We start from the raw sequence: 261 nt of genomic DNA, 5'->3' as shown, positions 1-261 counted from the left end.
CACGTTCGCCGTTGTCCGGATCCGTTGCAACAGGTCCTCGAGCGCCCGTGCGGACGCGACGCGCACCAGCAAGACGTAGCTCTCTTCGCCGGCCACCGAGTAACAGGACTCGACCTCCTCGATATGTTCTAGGCGCGCGGGGGCATCATCTGGTTGAGACGGATCAAGAGGAGTGATAGCCACGAACGCCGACAACAAATGCCCAACCGCCTCGGGATTGATTCGCGCCGAATATCCCTGGACCACACCACGAGACAGGCA

At 61.3% G+C, this 261-nt stretch carries 1 pseudogene; it reads right to left on the bottom strand.

The window, feature by feature from the left end:
• Nucleotides 1–261: pseudogene (gene lrpA, locus BST12_RS30040) on the bottom strand (transcriptional regulator LrpA); the annotation flags it as partial.

It is taken from the genome of Mycobacterium angelicum (assembly GCF_002086155.1).
In the GTDB taxonomy this organism is placed as follows: domain Bacteria; phylum Actinomycetota; class Actinomycetes; order Mycobacteriales; family Mycobacteriaceae; genus Mycobacterium; species Mycobacterium angelicum.
The sequence above is the reverse complement of the archived record's forward strand: the minus strand, read 5'-3'. Positions and strand labels throughout refer to the sequence as shown.